Annotated in this window: 9 tRNA genes and 1 rRNA gene; all 10 read left to right on the top strand. The window is 50.4% G+C overall.

The window, feature by feature from the left end:
• Positions 1–93 (top strand): 5S ribosomal RNA (gene rrf, locus HNQ35_RS14070); the annotation flags it as partial.
• A gap of 31 nt (positions 94–124) precedes the next feature.
• A tRNA-Val gene (locus HNQ35_RS14065) sits at positions 125–200 on the top strand.
• Between the two features lies 1 nt (position 201).
• Positions 202–277: transfer RNA gene (locus HNQ35_RS14060), tRNA-Thr, on the top strand.
• A gap of 59 nt (positions 278–336) precedes the next feature.
• Positions 337–412: transfer RNA gene (locus tag HNQ35_RS14055), tRNA-Lys, on the top strand.
• A gap of 7 nt (positions 413–419) precedes the next feature.
• A tRNA-Leu gene (locus HNQ35_RS14050) sits at positions 420–501 on the top strand.
• 22 nt (positions 502–523) lie between these two features.
• A tRNA-Gly gene (locus tag HNQ35_RS14045) sits at positions 524–598 on the top strand.
• Between the two features lie 6 nt (positions 599–604).
• Positions 605–693 (top strand) — tRNA-Leu (locus tag HNQ35_RS14040).
• A gap of 6 nt (positions 694–699) precedes the next feature.
• A tRNA-Arg gene (locus HNQ35_RS14035) sits at positions 700–776 on the top strand.
• A 20-nt stretch (positions 777–796) separates the two neighbouring features.
• Positions 797–873, top strand: a tRNA-Pro gene (locus tag HNQ35_RS14030).
• Between the two features lie 5 nt (positions 874–878).
• A tRNA-Ala gene (locus tag HNQ35_RS14025) sits at positions 879–954 on the top strand.
• Positions 955–1,117: the final 163 nt, after the last annotated feature.

Below are 1,117 nucleotides of genomic sequence, written 5' to 3'. Positions count from 1 at the left end.
CACACCTGTTCCCATACCGAACACAGAAGTTAAGCTCTTCAGCGCCGATGGTAGTTGGGGCATAGCCCCTGCAAGAGTAGGACGTTGCCAGGCAGATTAACTTATTAAAAGGACAAGTTCATACGGAGGATTAGCTCAGCTGGGAGAGCACTTGCCTTACAAGCAAGGGGTCGCAGGTTCGAGCCCTGCATCCTCCACCACGCCGGCCTAGCTCAATTGGTAGAGCAACTGACTTGTAATCAGTAGGTTGGGGGTTCAAGTCCTCTGGCCGGCACCACTCATGAAGAACATGATAAGTGTGGAGCGCGTATAAACGTTTCACCTAAAGTTCATACCGAGCCATTAGCTCAGTCGGTAGAGCACCTGACTTTTAATCAGGGGGTCACAGGTTCGAATCCTGTATGGCTCACCACCATTTTGCGGGTGTGGCGGAACTGGCAGACGCGCTAGACTTAGGATCTAGTATCTTCGGATGTGGGGGTTCGATTCCCTTCACCCGCATAACACACTTATTAATTAAAAGGCGGAAGTAGTTCAGCGGTAGAATACCACCTTGCCAAGGTGGGGGTCGCGGGTTCGAATCCCGTCTTCCGCTCCATTAAATGCCGGGGTGGCGGAATAGGCAGACGCACAGGACTTAAAATCCTGCGGTGGGTTACCACCGTGCCGGTTCAAGTCCGGCCCTCGGCACCATTTATTGCGCCCGTAGCTCAATTGGATAGAGCGTTTGACTACGGATCAAAAGGTTAGGGGTTCGACTCCTCTCGGGCGCGCCATTACTATATTTTATAGTTTGCGGGAAGTAGCTCAGCTTGGTAGAGCACATGGTTTGGGACCATGGGGCCGCAGGTTCGAATCCTGTCTTCCCGACCACGATTGGGGCCTTAGCTCAGCTGGGAGAGCGCCTGCCTTGCACGCAGGAGGTCAGCGGTTCGATCCCGCTAGGCTCCACCATTTTATGACTAAAAAAGGTTGACGTTAGCGAAAAGTTGTGTTAACCTAACAAAGTCTCTTGTAAATTGAATTGCACTTTGAAAACTGAACAGAACAACCAGTAATGTCAAGGAAAACAACCCTGTTTTTCTTTAATCAAATTGCTAAGATAAACGTTTATACG

The organism is Cerasibacillus quisquiliarum (assembly GCF_014202495.1).
GTDB lineage: Bacteria > Bacillota > Bacilli > Bacillales > Amphibacillaceae > Cerasibacillus > Cerasibacillus quisquiliarum.
The sequence above is the reverse complement of the archived record's forward strand: the minus strand, read 5'-3'. Positions and strand labels throughout refer to the sequence as shown.